Below are 16025 nucleotides of genomic sequence, written 5' to 3'. Positions count from 1 at the left end.
GCCCGGCCCTCCTAGCGCGCCGCGACCACGGTGCCACGGCACTCGCCGAAGCCGATGGAGGCAAAGCCTTCGCGGCGGCAGCGGGCGCGCAGGATGATTTCGTCGCCATCCTCGAGGAACTTGCGCACCTCGCCGGACGGCAACTCGACCGCCTTTTTGCCACCCTCGGTCATTTCCAACAGGCTGCCGAACTGGCCCGCCTGCGGCCCGGACAAGGTGCCCGAACCAAACAGGTCACCGGCCTGCAACTGGCAGCCATTGACGCTGTGGTGCGCCACCAATTGCGCGACAGTCCAGTACATGTGCAGGCTATTGCTCAGGGCCAGGCGGAATGCCGGCAGGTTCTGTTCGCGCATCGCGGCGGTGGTCAGCAGCACTTCCAATTCGATATCCAGGGCGCCGGCAGCCTGGTCACGTTTATCCAGCAAGTACGACAGCGGTTGCGGGTCGCCTTCGGGGCGCGCCGGTTGCGCTGTGCGGAACGGCTCAAGTGCCTCGACCGTGACCACCCACGGTGAGATGGTAGTGATGAAGCTTTTCGACAGGAACGGCCCCAATGGCTGGTATTCCCAGGCCTGGATATCCCGCGCCGACCAGTCATTGAGCAGGCAGAAACCGGCGATGTGGTCCGCCGCGTCACCAATGGCAATCGAATCGCCCATCTCGTTGCCCTGGCCGATCCAGATACCCAGTTCCAACTCATAGTCCAGGCGTGCACACGGGCCGAAGGTCGGCTCGGTCTGGCCGGCCGGCAGTGTCTGGCCCTTGGGACGACGCACGTCGGCGCCCGAGGCGCGGATGGTCGAGGCGCGGCCGTGGTAACCAATCGGCACGTACTTGTAGTTGGGCAGCAGCGGGTTATCGGGACGGAACAGTTTGCCGACGTTCTGCGCGTGCTCGATGCCCACATAGAAGTCGGTGTAGTCGTTGATCTGCGCCGGTACGTGCATCCGGCAATCGGCGGCGCGGTGCAGTACCTGTGCCTCGCGGGTTTGCAATGGGCTGCCTTCGGCCAGCAGTTCCAGCAGACGCTCGCGCAGGGCCACGCGGGGGCCTCGGCCCAGTTCAAAAAATGCGTTCAGTTGACCACCGGCGGTAGCCTCGACGGCGCGGCGGGCATCACCACTGAACTCGTCGATGGCGGCATGCAGATCCAGGATCGAGTCACCAATCGCCACGCCACTGCGTGGCGCACCGCCGTTGATGCTGAACACACCCAGTGGCAGGTTTTGCAAGGGGAAATCGGTGTGACCGTTGGCGGAGGCCACCCAGCTGCGGGTGAGTGTGGGCTGCGTCATGGGTTATCTCCGGTTCGGGTTGAAGGTAGCGGGCAGCGAGGCCCAGCACGCGTCATAAGCAGGTTGCAGTTGCGGGCAGTCCAGGGCGAATTGGGTCGGGCGCAGCACCTGGCTGGTCTCGAACATGAACGCCATGGTGTTATCGATCTTGTGGGGCGCCAGCTCCACGTTGATGGCCTTGGTGCAGGTCTCGCCGTCCGGGCCGTGGGCGCTCATGCAGCTGTGCAGGGAAGCGCCCCCCGGCAGGAAGCCTTCGGCCTTGGCGTCGTAGGCGCCCTGGATCAGGCCCATGTATTCGTTCATCAGGTTGCGGTGGAACCACGGCGGGCGGAAGGTGTTCTCGGCCACCATCCAGCGCGGCGGGAAGATCACAAAGTCGAGGTTGGCCAGGCCGTGGGTGCTGGTGGGCGAGGTCAATACGGTGAAGATCGACGGGTCCGGGTGATCGAAGCTGACGGTGCCAATCGTGTTGAAACGGCGCAGGTCGTATTTGTACGGCACGTTGTTGCCGTGCCAGGCGACCACGTTGAGTGGGGAATGGTCGAGCTCGCAGGCCCAGAGTTCGCCGAGGAATTTCTGTACCAGCGTCGTCGGTTTCGTCACATCCTCATAGTGCGCAACCGGCGTCAGGAAATCACGCGGATTGGCCAGGCCATTGCTGCCGATAGGGCCCAGGTCCGGCAGGCGCAGGGGTGCGCCATGGTTCTCGGCGACGTAACCGCGCGCTTGCGCGTCCAGCAGCTCGACGCGGAACTTCAGGCCACGAGGCAACACGACGATTTCCAGTGGCTCCACTTCCAATACGCCAAGCTCGGTGGCGATGCGCAGGCGGCCTTGTTCGGGAACGACCAACAACTCGCCATCGGCGTTGAAGAACACACGCTCCATGGAGCGGTTGGCGCGGTAGTGATGGATGCTGATGCCTGAGGGTTTTTCTGACCCGGAATTAGCCACCATCCCGACCAGCCCGTCGATAAAGTCCGCCGCCTCGCTCGGCATATCCAACGGGTTCCAGCGCAGGCGATTGGGCGTCACCGCGCCCAGCGGACCACCGGCCAACTGTCGTTCAAGCTTGATAAACGCCGGGTGATTGGCCGACGGCTGGATGCGGTACAGCCAGGTACGCCGGGCTTCGCTGCGGGCCATGGTGAACGCGGTGCCGGAGAACAGTTCGGTGTACAAACCGTAGGGCGCTTTTTGCGGGGAGTTCTGGCCGACGGGCAGTGCGCCGGGCAAGGCTTCGCTGGCGAATTCATTGCCGAAGCCCGACAGGTATTCGAGGTTCATGGATCATCCTCTGTACGGAAGTTGTTTTTATCGTAATCCAGTTACGCATAACGTAATTTGATCACTATCGACCGTCAAGCTATAAAGACGCCCATTCATCTCTCGGATTCTCGTCCCTCCATGGAAAAGCCCCGCGACACCGGTAAACAGAAAGTCCGCTCGGCCGAAGTGGGCACCGATATCCTCAAGGCCCTGGCCGAGTTGTCCCCGGCCACGTCGCTGTCACGCCTGGCCGAACACGTACAGATGCCGGCCAGCAAGGTGCACCGCTACCTGCAGGCGCTGATCGCCTCGGGTTTCGCCGAACAGAACACCGCCACCAACCACTATGGCCTGGGCCGCGAAGCGTTGCGTGTGGGCCTGGCGGCGCTGGGCAGCATGGATGTGCTGAAAGTCGGCGCACTGCCCCTGGCGGAGTTGCGCGATGAATTGAATGAAACCTGCTTTTTGGCGGTGTGGGGCAACCAGGGCGCGACCGTGGTGCAGATCGAACCGGCGGTGCGCGCGGTGACGGTGGTGACGCAGCTGGGTTCGGTGCTGCCGTTGCTCAGTTCGTCCACCGGGCTGGTGTTCAGCGCCTTCCTGCCGTCGCGGGAAACCGTGGAGCTGCGCGAACGTGAGATCCAGGCCGGCATCGCCCATGCGTTGGCGGACGACCAGGCCTACGCCATCACCTGCGAACAGATCCGCAGCCGTGGCCTGCACTTTGTGCATGGTTTGTTGATGCCCGGCGTCGATGCGCTATCCGCACCGGTGTTCAACGCCATCGGCCAAGTCGCGGCAGTGATGACCGTGGTCGGCCCCACCTCGTTGTTCCATGCCGATGAAGACGGCCCGGCGGCGCAGCGCTTGCTGGCGGCGACTCGGGCCGTGAGTTGGCGCATGGGTTATCAGCCCTGAGCTAATCGTGCCATTGGGTCAGGGCCAACGCCACGCGGTTCTCCAGGGCGCGGATCGGCGCGGCGCTGCTCAGGTAGTTGTTACTGATCATTGAAAACACCAGGCGCCGGCCCTGGGCGTCGCTGATGTAGCCGCTCAACGACGACACGCCGGCCATGGAGCCGGTCTTGGCGTGCAGGTTGTTTTGCGCAGGCGTGCCACTCAGGCGATAGCGCAGGCTGCCACCGGTCATGCGGTCCGGGTTGCCGGCAATCGGCAAGGCGTTGTACCAGGCGTCGAACCACGGCTGTCTGGCCGTGGCCTGCAGCAGATCGGTGAGGCCTTGGGAAGACACCAGGTTACGCCGCGACAGGCCCGAACCGTCGACCTGGCTGAGAGTCGTCGGGTCCAGGCCCTGGCGCTGCATGAAGTCTGCCACCGCGGCCACCCCCGCCTGCGCCGTGCCCGCATTGGACGTCTTGCGCCCCATGGCCTTGAGCAAGGCTTCGGACATGTTGTTGTTCGAAAGCTTGAGCAGCGGCGTGATCAGTTCCTGCAACGGCGCCGACTGATGTTCCGCCACGACCTTGGCCGCCGCAGGACTGGCACCGCCGATCACACGGCGCCCGAGCACCTGGATGCCTTGCTGCGCCAGTGCTTGCTCAAACAGATTCGCCACCAGTTGCGTCGGCTCCCACACGCTCACCCACTGCCGGCTTTGCTTGCCCGGCGCCAACGCGCCGGTGAGTTGCAGCAGGTTGGTGCCGTGTTGGCGGGTGATGCCGAAATTGTTGCCGGGGCCGCTGACAGCACGGTTGTCCAGTTGCACGTAGTCGGTGGACGGACTCACCAACACGCTGACCGGCTGACCCACCACGGCGGGGGCTTTGGCCGTGACCAGCAACGTGCCCGCATCAAAATCAGAATTGGGTGACACGGTCAGCGCCGAAATTTGCGCGCCGTAGTAGGTGCTTTCGTCGTCCTGGGCCCAATCCACGCCCAGGCGTTCGGCGTCGAAAAAGCTATCGTCGAACACCAGGTCGCCCTGGATCTGACGCACGCCCTTGCCGGCAAGCTGTGCCGCCAATGCCTGGTAGTCGGCGAACTGCGTGGTCGGGTCGCCCAGGCCCTTGAGGTACAGGTTGCCGCTGAGACGCTCGCCTTGCTGCGTGCCGTTGCTCAACAGTTGCGTGGAAAAACGATATTGCGGCCCCAGCACATCCATCGCCGCTGCGGTGGTGAGCAGCTTGAGATTGGATGCGGGAATCAGGCGGGTTCGCGGGTTGTGTTGATAGAGGGTGCTGCCGCTGCGGGCATCACGCACCATCAGGGACACAGTGGCGCCGTTGAGGGCCGGGTCGGCCATCAACTGGTCGATGATGGTTGGGGTGGACGTCTGGGAAACACTCGCGCAGCCACCCAGCAATAAGCTCAAGCCCACCAGCATCCCGCTGGTGGATATCCATTTTCCAAAGTACATCAGTAGCGTTTTCCTAAAGCGGTCAGTGGCAGCAACGCTAACAGCTCCCTCCCCCTGTGGCGAGCAGGCTTGCCCTGCGTTGGGCTGCGCAGCAGCCCCCATCAGAACACCGCGCTATACCAGTTATTTCTCACCGACCAGGTTTGGGGCCGCTGCGCGGCCCAACGCGGGGCAAGCCCGCTCGCCACAGAAGCCTGCTCACCACGGAAGCCAGTTCGCCACACAATAGGCGCATCAGAACTCCAGGGTGCTCGACACCGACACCTGACGCGCATCACCCATGGACACAAACAACCGGCTGGCCGCCGAGGTGTAGTAGACGCGGTCGAACAGGTTCTTCACGTTGAGCTGGAACTTGACCTTCTGCCCGTCAATCCTGGTGTCATACGTGGCAAACGCATCCGCCACGGTGTACCCCGGCAAGGTGAAATCGTTGGCGGCATCGCCTGCACGCTCGCCGACATACCGCGCGCCGGTCCCCACCCGTAACTGATCGCCCCCGAACACGTTGCCGAAGTCATAGGCCACCGACAGCGAGCCGGTGTGCTTGGCCACGTTCTGCAGGCGGTTGCCTTCCAGGGTCGGGTCCTTGTCCTTGATGTCTTCAGCGTCGGTGTAGGCGTAGCTGCCGATCAGGCTCCACTTGTCGGTCAGTTGCCCGGTGGCGTCCAGTTCCAGGCCGCGGGAACGCACCTGGCCGGCAATGCTGTAGATAGTGTTCGCGCCGGAACCGACCGATACCAGCACGTTGCGCTTGTCGATGGTGAACAACGCGGCACTGGCCGTGATGCGCCCAGGGATGTCGAGCTTGGCCCCCAGCTCCCAGGACTTGGATTTCTCGGGCGTCAGGTCGCCAGTCAGCGTGCTGCCGTCGGCCAAGGCAGCAATGGTGGAGTTGGGCTTGAACGATTCGGTGTAGCTGCCATAGAACGACAACTCATCGGTATAGCGGTACACCAGCCCAGCACGCGGCACCCAGGCCTGGCCATTGCCGTTGGTGTTGGCCTTGAACGGTACGCCTTTGCCAGCGTATTGGTCGTACATCTGGTAGCGCGCACCGGCGACAAAAATCCATTGGTCGTTGAGGTGAATCGCATCCTGGAAGAACAGCGAGTCGCTGCGCAACAGGTCGGTCTGGGCGCTGTCGGCGGGGCTGACGGTGGTGCCCGCCACTTCGTTGCCATACACCGGGTTGTTGTAGTTGAAGGTGCCGCGCGAATTCTGGCGGATCAGGTCAGCGCGGTAGATCTTGCGGTACTCATCATCCAGGCCGAACACCACATCGTTCTGCAGGCCGAACACATTGACCTTGCCTTCCAGGCTTGCAGTGGCGAAACGGTCGGTGGTGATCGCTCCCTTGGTGCCATCCATCTTGCGGGTCAGGGTGCCGTTGGTGTTTACCGCGCTGACGCGCACCTGGCTGGCGTCATAGGTCTCGCGGTTCCAGCTGTAGCCGAAGTGGGCTTTCCAGTCGTCGTTCAGGTCACGGTCGGCTTCGAAGCGGTACAGGTCGGAACGGCCTTCCATGTTGTTGAAAGGCTCATCCAAACGACGTGTGGCCGGGATGTCCAGCGGGTGGTTGGACTTGTCGATGGCGGTGCCACGGTCAAACGGCGTGAGGAATTCGCGGTGCTCATAGGCGAACAGCAGTTGGGTGCTGTCGCCATACCAGGCCAGCGACGGCGCGATCAGGCTCTCGCGGTGGGTGCCGAAGTTGCGCCAGTAATCTTCGTCTTCATGATCGACGATCAGCCGATAGGCCAGGCCGCTGTCGCCAATCGGGCCGGTGGTGTCAAGGCTACCGCCGCTGCCGTTCTTGCCGTCACCGAAGGTGGAGCCGCGTACGGTCAGGGCGGTGGACTGGACCAGTTCAGGCCTTTTACTGACGATGTTAACCACGCCGCCCGGGTCCTGGATGCCGTACAGCAACGACGCCGGCCCCTTGAGCACTTCGACCCGCTCCGCCGTGGCGTTCAGCGCACGGCCCTGCACGATGGGCATGCCGTCACGCATGATCGAGCCGTTACGATTGTCGCCAAAGCCGCGCAGCATCACCGCGTCCTGGGTGCTGGCCAGAGTGTTGGCCTGGGTGATGCCGCTGATATTGCCCAGGGCGTCATCCAGGTTGCGCGGGGTCTGGTCGCGCAGCACTTGGGCGGGGACCACGTTGACGGTTTGCGGGGTCTCCAGCAGCAGGCCATGGGAGCGCATTACCGAACTGGTGGGTGGTGGCTGGTAGCTGGTGCTGTCCTGGACCTGGCTGGCACCGCTGATGGTGGTGGCGCCGAGGTTGACCGCGCCTTCGGTGGGCACCGGCTCCAGGGCCAGGGTGCGAGCGTCGATCTGGCGGAAGGTCAGGCCGGAACGGCCCAGCAGGCGCTGCAGGGCCTGGGTCGCGCTCATCTGGCCGCTGACCGCCGGGGCCTTGATGCCGTAGGGCGCTTCGTCGGTGTAGATCACGCTGATCCCGGTGACCCGGCTGAAATCGCTCAGGGCCTGGGGCAGCGGCTTGGCTGCCAGGGCAAAGGTGAACTGGGCGCTTTGCTGCTCTTGTGCCTGCGCCATGCTCAAGGGCAGCACCGCCAGACCCGATACCGCCAATACCGAGGCTCCCAGCCACTGTTTAACCCAACCGCCCGCCGCTGACTTCATGCTGTGAGAACCCGTGTAGAAAACGCTGTTAATGCGAATAGATCGCAGTTTCAAGCACTACACGGTTGGGCGGTGGATTTACCTCACTTTTATTTGCAAATATTTTTCCCTACTGCGCCTGGATGCGAAAACCGATGCGCGGGAAATGCACATGCACGGTGCCCGCGCGCTCGTCGGTGCGGCGCAGGATCAGTTCTTCACGCCCGGCAAACAGCAGTTCGCCGGCGACCGGGTCGGTGCCGTAGTCGGTCGCCGAAATGGTCACCTGCTGGCCTGCCTTGAAGCCGTTCAAGTCTTCAAACAGTTCTTCGGGCAGAGCAGCCGGCGTCGCATTGCGCGACACGTCCAGGGCTTGCTCGGCGCTCATCTGAGTGGAGGTACCGTGGCCGAAACCCAGCACACGATCCAACCAGGCGGCAACGGCGGGATAGGTGTCTACCAAAGGCGACGTCACTGAAGAGCCTTTGAGGAACCACAGGGGATGGGCCAGGGCAAAGTCGGCAATCGACGGCTCGCCGAACAGGAAATCCCCGGCCTGGTGCTGCAGTTGCTGATCGATGCGGCCAACAATCGCCGGCCATTGATGCTTGGCTACATCCAATTGCACCCGAGTCGCCGTGCCGCCGCTGAACAGTTTACTGCGATCCGCCACCAGCACCTGGAGCATTTCCGGCGGCACCTTGGCGAACTTGACCGCCAGTGATTCCGGCTGGAACACCAGCGCCACCGCATGGGAGAACACCACCGAATCGGCCCAGGCGGCGAAGCCTTGGATGACCAGTTCCAGGCCTTGGGGAAACAGGGCCGGAGCGGCTTTTTCCTGTTCCAGGCGCCGGGCGATCAGCGCGGTGTCGCAGTAGATATCGGCACCGATTTGCAGCACGGGGGTCTTGCGATAACCGCCCGTGAGAGCGGTGAGGTCTGGCTTGGGCATCACCGGCGAAATATGCACCGAGCGCCAGGACAAACCCTTGAAGCCCAGCAACAGCCGGGCTTTTTCAGCGAAGGGGGACTGCGGGTAGTGGTGGAGGATCAACTCAGACATGCCAGGCTCCGCGAGAGAAGTGAATCGCTAGCTTAGCCTGCAAACCCTGGCGCGGGCATGATGGGAACTCATCAGTCAAATCAATGAGCCACTTGCCGCCAGGCACTCCTTGGCGCTCTTCTTCAACTTCTTGATCAGCCGTTCCTGACGCAGGGCCTCGCCCTTGCTCGCGCATTGCTCGGTGTACACCAGCGCCACCGCCGGGCTGGACAGGAAAAACCGCGCACCCTTGCCGCTCTGGTGCGAGGCGAACCGGCGCACCGGGTCATTGCTGATGCCGCAGTACAGCGAGCCATTGGCGGCGCGCACCAGGTAGACGAACCAGGGTTTGGGGTCAGGCGTATTCACGGATCGATTCGGCAAGGCATAGGAGTTGCCAAGCTTATCAACGACTGGCCTGGAATGCCTTCAAGCCTTTGCGCGCCTGGGCACGCACGGCGTTTTTCACCAGCGGCGTCCACCCCAGCAACAACCCCTTGGTGCCCAAGGCCTGGCGCGACCAGCGCCACAGGTCGAAGTGATCGTGGTGTTCGCAGATTTTGCCGTCGCGAAACACAAAGCGCGCCTGGATATCGTTGACCACTGTGTTGCCAGTGGCGCTGAACAGGTAAGTCGCCACCCAGTGAGCGCCACCGCTACGGTCGTCGCTGCGCACATTGTCGAAGGTCAGGGAGAAATCCTTGGCGCGGGTGGTGAGCATGCGCCACATGTCACCGGCATCGCGGCCGCGCAGTTCGCCGAAGGCCGGGTCGCTGAAGACCACATCGTCGGTGTAGCAGGCCGACATGGCCTCGGCGTCCAGGCGCTGGAAGGCGCTGTAGAACTCGGTGATCAGGGCATTGTGGGCTTCACTCATGGACAGGCTCCGCGGTTATCGGCGTAAGGCCAGCACGATAATCCGCGGCGCCTGGAAACACCATGTTCTTTCACTCGGTGGATAAGCGAGGGTGCGTCAGAGGTAAACGATATCCAGGGTGGCGCTGCCGTCCAAAGGGACTTCCTCGGTAGCGCCCGTAGGCTTCCTGACACGGGTCTGGATCAATACTTCCATCGCCAGGCTCTGGACCGGTACCGGCAGCGCGTCAGCTTCGCCGACCGCCCCCACCGAACGCATCCAGCCGACTTGCCAGGTTTGGTCTTCGGGCGCGGGAAACCAGGTTTTTCCATCCACGGATTCAATCGCCGGTGCCGCGGCACCGTCCGCCTGGACGTTTTTCACAAGGAACTGATACCCGCCCAAGCGCCGGCTATTGTAGAGCCCCAGGCCAAATGCCCCATCAGTGTCGTGGCCGTACCACGCAGTGCCCGGGCGATTGTCAATGGCCATGACCGCCATCAACGTTGATGCTTCGCAATTGACACTCAACGCCAACGTGACCTCAGGCAGGTAGGCGTCACCGGGAAAATCGCTCATGGAAATCTTGCCGTGGTCCACCATACCGCCGCCGGACAAAGCAGGCGTGCAGGCGGAAGGCGTCAAGGCACCCACGACCCTCAGGTCTATGCTGGAGGCCGCAAACAAGTTCGACGCGCCCATCAATAAAAACGCGCTGGTAACAAGGGAAAGTGATTGTTTCATCAATTCGAGTGCTCGCATTCAAGGCAAAACAGAAACGCTTGTCCTGTCGCATAACAAGACACCCGCCCCTGCCTGACTCAGTGTTGGACATAAGTAGTTATGCCGCCGACTTATCGCTGCCGGGTACATAAGCACACACTAACCCGCCCCACACTAATGCCCCATACAAGTAATACGAATCGCCCTCTTGAACCGCGCAATAAAACTGAAACTTTCTCGCAATGCATTACAACTAAGGCACCATGCCGCTTTGCCGCGCATAGGTGAATAGATCCACATCGGTGGAAATGCATAACCGCTGCATGGCTGTACTCTTTTGCTTGCTGATGGTCGAGATGCTGCGGTTGACCCGCGCGGCGATCTGGCTGACGGTCATGCCGCTGGCAAGCATTCTCACCACCTCTCTCTCCTTGCCCGACAGCTGTGGCTGGGACGGATGCGCCAGTTCGGTCTGCTCCATCTGCAGGCGCAGGCACTCACTGACGAACGTACGCCCCTCGACCACTGCCCGCAGCGCCAAGGGCAACTCCCTGGCAGACGCGCTCTTGGCCACGATCGCCCGTGCACCATGGGCGAACGCCTCCCTCAAAGTGACCACATTGGCGAACATGGTTACCAGGATCACCGGCAACCTGGGGTATTGCCGGTGCAACAAACCCAGCAGTCCGTAACCATCCGCCTGTTGATCGCCCGGCATGGCAAAGTCGGTCACGATGGCGTCGCAAGCGGTACTGTTCACCAGCGCCAGCAATTCATCCGGACCATTGGCCTCCCCTACGACTTTGCACTTACCACTGGCTTCGATTACCACTTTCTGCCCGATACGCACGATGGGGTGATCGTCAGCAATAATTATGCGAATCATCGTCGCTACCCATGATGGCAATTTGAATATATGCAAAATAGCGCGCCCAGTCCTATGTAACAACCTGAAATAACTGGACGGGTTTACCCACTCCCCATGGTTACTGGAGAGCGACACTTAGCCCACATGATAAAAGGAAATTACATACAGACAACTCCTACGATTCAAACATGAAAAATCCTACAATTACCTGAACTCATAGTTTATGTAAGCGCAACAGATAACGTTCGACTTCGCGATGAAACAGCTCCAGTGCCTGCCGATTCACCTCCACTCCGCTGGCCTGCACACGGTCAATCAACACAGCGGCGTGTTGTTCCAGTCGCGTTGCCCCCAGAAACGCCACGCTGCCCGCCAGGCGATGCAAGCGTTGCGAGGTCAGCACGGCATCCCCGCTGATACGCGCCTGCACCAGCATAGCCAGATCTTCCCGGGCCTCTCGCGCCAGGCTTGCGAGCATCGTCTCTACCACCGCCCATGAACCAAAGGTGGCAGTGAGGCTGGCCCGGGAAGGCAACTGTTCGCGCCGGCGCCTCGCCGGCTGCACGCGCACTTGCGCAGCGTGCATCGGCGCCGGCGCCAGCCACTCGGTGAGTAGCTCGCGCAACTGCCACAGGCCGATGGGTTTGACCAGCCACCCATCCATGCCACATCCCAGGCAACGCTGAACCTCTTCGAGCCCCAGGCGCCCGGTCATAGCGATGATGGGAATCCCCGGCTTTCCCGTGATGCGCTCGCGTCGGCGCCATTCACGCGTCATGGCATAGCCATCCATGACCGGCATGCGGCAGTCGCTGATGACCAAGTCAAAGTGACGCGAAGCCAGGGCCTGCAAGGCCATGCGCCCGTCGCCACAGGTTTCGTGGCTGACGCCAAGCACTTGGAGCAGCGAGCCCACCAGCAGCCGATAGGTGGCATGGTCATCGACCACCAGCACCCTGGCTTGTTGCCAATAGGCCGGTGAGTCAACCGAATGCAAAACCTTGGGTGGATGACGACGTGGCTCGTTGCCCGGCATAACAACCTCATGCAGAGCGATCAGCTCACCAGGCTGGCACCCGGCGCAGGGAGACGTTCGAAAGGTCAATGACCTGTCGGACGATTTCACTCGAACTTTTCGCGCAAATACATTCAGACCTGTACAAAAAACAGGCTGTGCGGATTCAAAGAGCGCGAAAAATATCCGAATGAATGGGTTTGATCGATACAACAACTACGACTAAGCAATTTTTCTTACAAGCACATCAGTTGTTTCCAGCATCAAGGCAGGTTTGTCAGGCAGACCCATTATCGTAATTGTTGCATTCCTCCCCCCTGGGCCACGGGCGTTAAATGTGTCCCGGCTCAAGGCAATAGAAGGCGCGGCGTCGCTTGTGAAAAACATCCTGACCCTGCGACGCCAGCGCCCCGCCCGTGCCACTTGTCTGCCCTCCGTGCCAACACTTTGCCAGGAATACGTTGTTCAAATGAAAGCCCCACATTCCCTGCTTCTCACCACTTTACTGATGGCAGCCGCTACACCTGCGCTGGCTGCCAGCAGTATCGACTTGAACGTCACAGGTGTGATCACCCCAAACGCCTGCACACCAACCCTCAGCGCAGGCGGGGTTGTCGACTACGGCAAGATAGCGTTTGCCGACCTCTACGTGGAAAGCGCCACGCTCTTGCCGACCGCCAACCTGCAACTGAGCGTGGAGTGCGACGCCGCGACGTTGTATGTATTCCATGCCGTCGAGAATAGTGTAGGCGGCGGCGATACCTCCTTCGGCCTGGGGGTGATCAACCAGAACCGCTCCATCGGTGCTTACCACCTGGGGCTGAACAGCTCCACCGCCGAAGGTCTGCCGATCTCCACCCTGTCCTCACGAGACAACGGTGTCACCTGGATCCAGAGCTCGCCGAACGCGTTGTGGATCCGTGGTCGACTCGCCGGTTTCGGCGATGACTCAGGCGGGGCCTGGGCACCGGTTCCGATCCGCAACTTGACCAGCAACCTGCTCATCTACGGATACATTGCCGCCACCCGCGGCCTGACTTTGACCGAGGAGCAGCCTCTCACCGGTTCCGCCACCTTGGAAATGCGTTACCTGTAATCCCCTCTTTTCTCTTCACAAGGACCCGTGCCGATGGACAGAAGAACCTGCGCCACACTTGCCCTATTGCTGAGTGTCTGTGCCCCCGCAGCTTTCGCAGCCAGCACTACCGACCTGAGTGTCTCGGGCACCATTACGCCTAGCTCATGCACCCCCAGCCTGTCCAATGAGGGCGTCGTCGATCATGGCAAGTTGACCGGTCGGGATCTGGACATCGATCTGCCGACCCGTTTGCTCCCCGGTGAAATGCAACTGGATGTGCATTGCGAGGGCGCCACGCATTTCACCCTGACCACCGTCGATAACCGTGGCGGAACGTCAGCCATCAACCCGGTGTTCCACGGGCTGGGAGTGGTCAACGATGACCAGATGCTGGGCAGCGTCGCGCTCGGGCTGTTCGAGCCCGTGGCGGACGCGACGCCGGTACAGGCCATCATGTCGCGGGACGGCGGTGCCAGCTGGGGGCCGTCGTCCTACCTGGGGCACGCCGCACTCACCGCCTTCGCCGCCGCGGGCGCCCCCTATACCCCGATTGCCATCACCGACCTCAGCGCTCGCCTGCGGGCCTTCACCATCATCGCCCCGGCCCGCGACCTGACCCTGCTGGACGAGCTGCCGATCGATGGCAGTGCCACGTTGCAACTCAAGTACTGGTAACCCTTTTTTCCCTTGTCCTTTATATGGAGCCTGACCATGAAACTTTCCTTGAATACCCTGTTCGCCACCGTACTGCTGGCCGGTGGCACCAGCGCCTTCGCGGCCTCCAGCGTCGATCTCACCGTCAAGGGCCTGATCACCCCCAGTGCCTGCACTCCAGCCCTGTCCAATAGCGGGTCTGTGGACTACGGCAAGATTTCCGCCAAGGATTTGAATGTCGACCAAGTAACGCCCCTCACCGAGCAAACCGTACAACTGACCGTCACCTGTGACGCGGCTACCCTCATGGCCCTGGACGCCGATGACAACCGTGCCGGCTCGAACTATGGCGGCGACATCAGCGAATTCGGTCTGGGCCTGGTCAACGGTACACAGAAGCTCGGGGCCATGGGCCTGAGCCTGAACACGCCGATTGCCGATGGCGTGGAGGGGCGGACGATCGCCTCCGTCGACGGCGGCGTGACCTGGGTCAATGAGCGCAGCTTGACGCCCGACAACCTGATCTCGGTAGCCGACACCGCCGTCGCCACGCCCATCCCTGTTCAAGTGTTGACCTCGGACCTGATTGTCAGCCCCAAGATCGCCCCTTCCAGCCAATTGACGCTGACCAACGAGGTGGCCATCGACGGTTCGGTGACCGTGACGGTGCGCTACCTCTAAGCCCACTCGAAACGCACACAGGCAGGTCATGAGACCTGCCTGTGTCCTGCACTGAAACGAAGAACCAGGCAACCGGTGAACCTCCCCATGAAGCACACCTCTTCACGCCTTCTTGCCATGCTTTGCCTGCTGTGTAGCGGGCCCGCAGCGTTGGCGGCCTCCAGTACCGAATTGAATGTGACCGGGATAATCACCCCCAGCGCGTGTACACCGACACTGTCGGACAATGGCATCGTCGACCACGGATTAGTGCCGGCACGCAGTCTCAACCAATACGAGTTCAGTGTCTTGCCCACCCAGGCCCTGGACTTGAATGTGAGCTGCAACGAGTCGGTGCTGTTTGTGTTGGTGGGCTTGGACAACCGCGCCGATTCATCCCTGGGCCCGGGTTTTTACTATGGCCTGGGCCATAACGTCCACGCCCCCACTGAACGACTCGGCACCGTGTCCATTGCCTTTCGCGACGTGATGGGCGACGGCGAGCGCGTATTGGTGCTGGCGTCCAGCAATCAGGGACTGACCTGGTTCCCGGAAAGCAATGCCTACCCGAACAATTACATGGGGTTCGCTCACCCCGGTACGTTGGTGCCGGAACCCCACCGCCAGATCGCGGCCACCTTGCAAGTCAATACGTCGATCAACGCGGCCGCCTATTTGACCCTCAAGCAGGAAGTCCCCCTGGACGGTTCCATCGTGCTTGACCTGAGGTATCTGTAGCCATGTCCCCCCTTCCCTTTTCAACCCGCGCCTTCACCGCCATTCGCTACGCCGGCCTCTACCTCGGCGCACTGGCCCTGACGTTCGGCGGTCCCTCGTGGGTGCTGGCCGACGGCATGGTGCCCGACACCTCGGTGGTCATCGTCAACGAGGCGGACGGCGAAGCCTCGGTGTCCGTGACCAATACCGACGACAAGTTGGCGCTGCTGCACGTGACCCTTGAAGACATCCCCGAGGACAAAGCCTCACTGTTGTTCGTGACCCCGCCCCTGGCCCGAGTGGAACCGAACAAGAGCCAACTGATCCGCTTCATTCTGCAATCGCCGGAACCGCTGAAAACCCAGCGCCTGAAACGGGTGATATTCGAAGGCATGCCCCAAGGCCGTTCGGCGGCCCAGGCCGGGCACGCACGGGTGGGCGTGACGGTGCGCCAGAACCTGCCGGTGATTCTCCACCCCAAGGGCCTGCCCCCCAACCGCACACCCTGGACCGGACTGGAGTGGCGCCTGCAGAACAACCAATTGAGCGTCAGCAACCCCACGGCCTATGTGGTACGCCTGGCTCAGGAGCTGCGTTTGTTGCCCGGCGACGGTTCGGCCTTGCTGCCGCGCACCTACGTGCTGCCCGGTGAGACCCTGCGCGTGACGGTCACCGGCGGCGGCGCGAGTCGCGTGCAACTGCAACCGGCCACGGTGTATGGCTTTGCCGTGGCGCCTTATGAAGCACCGATCACCCTATAAAAAAGAGTGGCCTGCCAACGCCACCGAAGGGCCTGACTGAACCGCAGAGTCAGCAGGCCACCCACAGCTGAGA

The 16025-nt window shown here is 61.9% G+C and carries 17 protein-coding genes; 7 read left to right on the top strand and 10 right to left on the bottom strand.

Translation table 11 applies throughout. The annotated features are described in order from the left end of the window. Positions 1-11: 11 nt before the first annotated feature. Together fahA and hmgA are read right to left on the bottom strand one after the other, a co-directional pair. Positions 12-1298, bottom strand: coding sequence for a fumarylacetoacetase (gene fahA / locus LUU92_RS05420; protein ID WP_071488612.1), 1287 nt, complete (start codon positions 1296-1298; stop codon positions 12-14). Between the two features lie 3 nt (positions 1299-1301). Beyond that, the gene (hmgA, locus tag LUU92_RS05415) at positions 1302-2585 is read right to left on the bottom strand and encodes a homogentisate 1,2-dioxygenase (RefSeq protein ID WP_222541038.1); all 1284 of its coding nucleotides are present in this window, start codon (positions 2583-2585) and stop codon (positions 1302-1304) included. A 120-nt stretch (positions 2586-2705) separates the two neighbouring features. Here hmgA and LUU92_RS05410 point away from each other — a divergent pair, with 120 nt between their 5' ends. Beyond that, the gene (locus tag LUU92_RS05410; RefSeq protein WP_071488610.1) at positions 2706-3485 is read left to right on the top strand and encodes an IclR family transcriptional regulator; all 780 of its coding nucleotides are present in this window, start codon (positions 2706-2708) and stop codon (positions 3483-3485) included. A 1-nt stretch (position 3486) separates the two neighbouring features. On the opposite strand, the gene dacB is transcribed toward LUU92_RS05410, so the two are convergent. From dacB to LUU92_RS05380, 6 genes are all read right to left on the bottom strand, one after another. Continuing rightward, entirely contained in the window at positions 3487-4944 is a 1458-nt protein-coding gene (dacB, locus tag LUU92_RS05405; protein ID WP_257103265.1) for a D-alanyl-D-alanine carboxypeptidase/D-alanyl-D-alanine endopeptidase, read from the bottom strand. Positions 4945-5178: 234 nt separating this feature from the next. Next, the gene (locus LUU92_RS05400; protein WP_257103264.1) at positions 5179-7596 is read right to left on the bottom strand and encodes a TonB-dependent siderophore receptor; all 2418 of its coding nucleotides are present in this window, start codon (positions 7594-7596) and stop codon (positions 5179-5181) included. Positions 7597-7705: 109 nt separating this feature from the next. After that, entirely contained in the window at positions 7706-8641 is a 936-nt protein-coding gene (locus LUU92_RS05395) for a glutathione S-transferase family protein (protein ID WP_257103263.1), read from the bottom strand. A gap of 75 nt (positions 8642-8716) precedes the next feature. Then, positions 8717-8989 carry a GIY-YIG nuclease family protein gene (locus tag LUU92_RS05390; protein WP_071488606.1) on the bottom strand — a complete coding sequence of 91 codons (273 nt, stop codon included), beginning with the start codon at positions 8987-8989 and terminating at the stop codon, positions 8717-8719. 37 nt (positions 8990-9026) lie between these two features. Continuing rightward, positions 9027-9497: a nuclear transport factor 2 family protein gene (locus LUU92_RS05385; RefSeq protein ID WP_071488605.1), complete on the bottom strand. Its 471-nt coding sequence runs from the start codon at positions 9495-9497 to the stop codon at positions 9027-9029. A gap of 96 nt (positions 9498-9593) precedes the next feature. After that, positions 9594-10079 (bottom strand): DUF1120 domain-containing protein, encoded by a 486-nt coding sequence (locus tag LUU92_RS05380; RefSeq protein ID WP_257103838.1) that lies wholly within the window; start codon positions 10077-10079, stop codon positions 9594-9596. Between LUU92_RS05380 and LUU92_RS05375 the strand changes: the two genes are divergently transcribed. Then, positions 10054-10296, top strand: coding sequence for a hypothetical protein (locus LUU92_RS05375; protein ID WP_231999551.1), 243 nt, complete (start codon positions 10054-10056; stop codon positions 10294-10296). The two genes, LUU92_RS05380 and LUU92_RS05375, sit on opposite strands and share 26 nt — an antisense overlap. A gap of 156 nt (positions 10297-10452) precedes the next feature. Here the strand turns inward: LUU92_RS05375 and LUU92_RS05370 are convergent, their stop codons facing one another. Continuing rightward, positions 10453-11085 carry a response regulator gene (locus LUU92_RS05370; RefSeq protein ID WP_071488604.1) on the bottom strand — a complete coding sequence of 211 codons (633 nt, stop codon included), beginning with the start codon at positions 11083-11085 and terminating at the stop codon, positions 10453-10455. 196 nt (positions 11086-11281) lie between these two features. Then, positions 11282-12103 carry a response regulator gene (locus LUU92_RS05365; protein ID WP_071488603.1) on the bottom strand — a complete coding sequence of 274 codons (822 nt, stop codon included), beginning with the start codon at positions 12101-12103 and terminating at the stop codon, positions 11282-11284. A 448-nt stretch (positions 12104-12551) separates the two neighbouring features. On the opposite strand from LUU92_RS05365, the gene LUU92_RS05360 reads away from it, so the two are divergent. From LUU92_RS05360 to LUU92_RS05340, 5 genes are all read left to right on the top strand, one after another. After that, positions 12552-13178 (top strand): DUF1120 domain-containing protein, encoded by a 627-nt coding sequence (locus LUU92_RS05360; RefSeq protein ID WP_071488602.1) that lies wholly within the window; start codon positions 12552-12554, stop codon positions 13176-13178. A gap of 33 nt (positions 13179-13211) precedes the next feature. Beyond that, entirely contained in the window at positions 13212-13835 is a 624-nt protein-coding gene (locus LUU92_RS05355; RefSeq protein WP_071488601.1) for a DUF1120 domain-containing protein, read from the top strand. 36 nt (positions 13836-13871) lie between these two features. Beyond that, positions 13872-14495, top strand: coding sequence for a DUF1120 domain-containing protein (locus LUU92_RS05350; protein ID WP_071488600.1), 624 nt, complete (start codon positions 13872-13874; stop codon positions 14493-14495). Positions 14496-14582: 87 nt separating this feature from the next. Continuing rightward, entirely contained in the window at positions 14583-15212 is a 630-nt protein-coding gene (locus tag LUU92_RS05345; RefSeq protein ID WP_222541030.1) for a DUF1120 domain-containing protein, read from the top strand. 2 nt (positions 15213-15214) lie between these two features. After that, positions 15215-15952: a fimbria/pilus chaperone family protein gene (locus LUU92_RS05340; protein ID WP_071488598.1), complete on the top strand. Its 738-nt coding sequence runs from the start codon at positions 15215-15217 to the stop codon at positions 15950-15952. Positions 15953-16025 lie beyond the last annotated feature (73 nt).

It is taken from the genome of Pseudomonas extremorientalis (genome assembly GCF_024584605.1).
Lineage (GTDB): Bacteria > Pseudomonadota > Gammaproteobacteria > Pseudomonadales > Pseudomonadaceae > Aquipseudomonas > Aquipseudomonas extremorientalis.
The sequence above is the reverse complement of the archived record's forward strand: the minus strand, read 5'-3'. Positions and strand labels throughout refer to the sequence as shown.